General features: G+C 30.8%; 3 protein-coding genes. All 3 read right to left on the bottom strand.

Going from position 1 to position 3,272, the window contains the following annotated elements:
- Window positions 1–116: 116 nt before the first annotated feature.
- Window positions 117–905: an SH3 domain-containing protein gene (locus ACI3VO_RS10820; RefSeq protein ID WP_439757928.1), complete on the bottom strand. Its 789-nt coding sequence runs from the start codon at window positions 903–905 to the stop codon at window positions 117–119.
- Window positions 906–1,199: 294 nt separating this feature from the next.
- On the bottom strand, window positions 1,200–2,246 hold the full coding sequence (locus ACI3VO_RS10815) for an XdhC family protein (RefSeq protein WP_439757927.1): 1,047 nt from the start codon (window positions 2,244–2,246) through the stop codon (window positions 1,200–1,202).
- Window positions 2,247–2,384: 138 nt separating this feature from the next.
- Window positions 2,385–3,200, bottom strand: coding sequence for a selenium-dependent molybdenum cofactor biosynthesis protein YqeB (gene yqeB / locus ACI3VO_RS10810; protein WP_439757926.1), 816 nt, complete (start codon window positions 3,198–3,200; stop codon window positions 2,385–2,387).
- Window positions 3,201–3,272: the final 72 nt, after the last annotated feature.

Below are 3,272 nucleotides of genomic sequence, written 5' to 3'. Positions count from 1 at the left end.
TATATATATTTTATCACAATTTCATAATTTTATTTTAATTTTATAAATTTTTCATTAAAATTAAAATTTTTATTTTAAAACGAAAAAGGTGTGCTTTAAAAGCACACCTAACTTGGCTATTTTAATATTTGTATTGTTATATTTCTAGAACCCCAACTTCTACATTGTGATTCAGTATTCATGTAAATATCTATTATATTTCCTTTTATTCCTCCACCACAATCTTCTGCTACAAAGACTTTGTCAAGCTCTTTTATGTAAACTTTTGTTCTGTATGGTATTACCTTTGGATCTACTGCTATAACTCCATATCTAGCTTTTGTTCCAAGTGCTGTATATCCACCACCTGTATAAGCAACGGCTCTTACTTTAAGAGATTTTTGAACTGTATATCCTTTTACAGTTTCTTGACTTGAAGATGTTGTTCCTGTAGATACGTATTTTTTACTTACCCATCCGTAGCTTCCATTGTATTTTATTTTATACCATCCGTTTTTTGTTTGATATATAGTAACTTGTGTTCCTTTTTTAATTGAGCCTATTTTTTTGTAGCTTGTAGAGGCTCCACTTCTCACATTTAGTGAATTGGCTGTAACTGTTCCTTTTTTAGTTGTAGTAGATGAATCTTGTGAAGTCTTAGATACGTATTTTTGACTTACCCATCCATTGGCTCCATCATATTTTATTTTGTACCATCCATTTTTTGCATCGTATATATTAACTGTATTTCCTTTTTTTAATGAGCCTATTTTTTTATAACTTGTAGAAGCACCGCTTCTTACATTTAAGGAACTTGCTGTAACTGTACCTGTTTCGCAACTTGCAGCGTCGATTGGAGTTGTTACTCCTAACATAACTATAAGTGCACCTATCATAGCCGTAGTTTTCGCAAATTTTTTAATCATAAATTTTCCCCCTAAATTTTAATTATATTTATATAATATTACATTTTAGTAACTTTTAAAACCCCTTTTTTGAAAAAAGTTACATTGTTGTTACTTTTTTGTAAATTTTAATTTGCACAAAAAATCGGTTAAGATTAGTATTTTCAATAGTTCTAACTTTTTTCATTTTTGTAATTTTTTTGTAACATTTTTTTAATTTTTTTTTGATGTTTTTTCTTTTTTGACCATTTTTAAATCAAAATCTAACTAAAAAAATCCATAGTAGAATTTATTAAAACTACTATGGATAATGAATTAAATTCCTTCTAATAATACAGTCATTATTCCTCCACAGACCATACCTTCTTCTTCAGCTGCTTCTCCTCTCATATCTATAAGCTCTACTTTAAAATCATCGCTGCCTGCCATATTGGCTGCATCTACTATTATTTTAGCCTCTGAGCATCCTCCACCGATTGTTCCGATTATATATCCACTATCGTATACTATCATCTTGCTTCCAGCCTTTCTAGGAGTAGATCCCTTTGTAGATATTACAGTTACAAGCGTCATCTTTTGGTTTTCGATTGTAGCTAAAGCTTCTATGACTTCTTTATTTATTTCTGAAGAATTACTTGGTTTTGATGATTTGTTTTCATCTCTAACGCCGCCAAGTCTCTTTACCTTTATGAGCTCAGCTAATATAGAAATCGCTATCTCTTCAGGAGTTACAGCTCCTATCTCTAAGCCTATTGGAGTGTAAATATTTGCTAGCTTTTGCTTTGAATAGCCTTCCTCTATCAATTCCTGTTTCATCATTTTTACTCTTCTTCTTGAGCCTATCATACCTAGATATTTTAATTCGTCTAGTGGTAAAATATGTTGTAGACAGAATTTATCGTATCTATGACCTCTTGTAACTATTACTACAAAATCATCTTCGTTTATATTTAAAATTTTGAATATATTTTCAAATGTATCGCATACTACATTTATATTTTCGCCAAATCTTTCTTTATTAGCAAAATAAGGTCTGTCGTCTGCAACAGTCACGTTAAAACCGATTTTAGATGCAAACTGACAAAGATGATACCCTACGTGTCCTGCACCTAGTACAATTAATCTACTTTCTCTTTTAAAAACTTCAATCAGCATATTTTGATCTTCATCGATTTGAACATTTTTTATTAGACTCTTTTTCTTAGCTTCATTTGCATATTCTAAAACTTCTCCTTCTAATTCGTCGAACTTATACGCATTTTTTTCAATTTTCTTACTTTTTAAGTTGTATTTTGTTACAATAGCTACTTCTTCGCCTTTATTCAAATCTTCTAATACTTTTTTATATATTTCAGCGCTCATCTTAACACCTTCTTTACTAAAATTTTTAAATTCGTCAGGATTTTAGACAAATTAAATCCCTCTATAATAAATAGTATATTAGACAGAAGCTTAAATTTCAATAAATTTTATATTTTTGATTGGAATAGTCAAGATTTATTATTTCCATAAGCTTATGCCCTTTTTACAGCACATACTTATAAGCGCTTCTAAAGCACCTCCTGCTATACATCTAGCTTTATCAGATATTTTATAGCAATTTTGTAGCTCTTCTTTTCTAGGGTCTATATCTGCGATTTTAAGGCCTTTTTTAACATATGACTTATCGTAAATTATCCCCCTCAAAATTCCATCTAACGTTGCATATACGTTTTGTCCGTTTACCTTGGCTATAATTTGATCTTTTTGAACATAATCGCCAATTTCACTTATATTATCTATAATTCCTTCTGCCGGAGAATGGATTACCCTCTCCTTTGAATATCCTTTTATATTGCCAGGGATACCAGTATCCTTCTCTGCAAATCCCTCGTATATAATCCTTCCTAAATCATGTCCTCTCTTTGTCTCTATTACAGCATCTATATCTTTTCCTGCCTCAAATCCAGGTCCTAAGGCTATTGTAATCGGCGCCATATCTATTTTAGTGCCGATATTTTTTTTGGCTATTATAGCATCTATCAAAGCTACTGGCTTTATTTGTTTTAAAATTTCACAGCTTTCATCGATAAAAAGCGGAACATATCCATCTTCTAAAAGAGAATACATATCCTCTATATTATCTGTCAATTTGCACTTTACACCCTCTACTTCCATCTCATCTTCAAATACTGCGTTGCAAAACGATACAGTTCTTCTTATAGCAGTGGGGTGGCTTGTTTCAAGCGCTATTACCTTTATATTACATCTATTTAATTTATGAATAACTCCTGTTGCCAAATCTCCCGCTCCACGAACTACGACTATATTATCCATAATTATTTTCCTTTCAATCTCTATTAAATTATCTATTTTTATAACTCGTAAAAACGACGTCTACATCAAATT

This window comes from Intestinibacter sp., from assembly GCF_051866655.1.
Classification (GTDB): domain Bacteria; phylum Bacillota; class Clostridia; order Peptostreptococcales; family Peptostreptococcaceae; genus Intestinibacter.
Note: the sequence above shows the minus strand (reverse complement) of the source record. Positions and strands in the feature narration are given on the sequence as shown.

Coding starts and splice junctions, on each gene's coding strand:
- ACI3VO_RS10815 (WP_439757927.1), bottom strand. CDS start 2,246: ATGAGCGCTGAAATATATAAAAAAGTATTAGAAGATTTGAATAAAGGC.
- ACI3VO_RS10820 (WP_439757928.1), bottom strand. CDS start 905: ATGATTAAAAAATTTGCGAAAACTACGGCTATGATAGGTGCACTTATA.
- yqeB (WP_439757926.1), bottom strand. CDS start 3,200: ATGGATAATATAGTCGTAGTTCGTGGAGCGGGAGATTTGGCAACAGGA.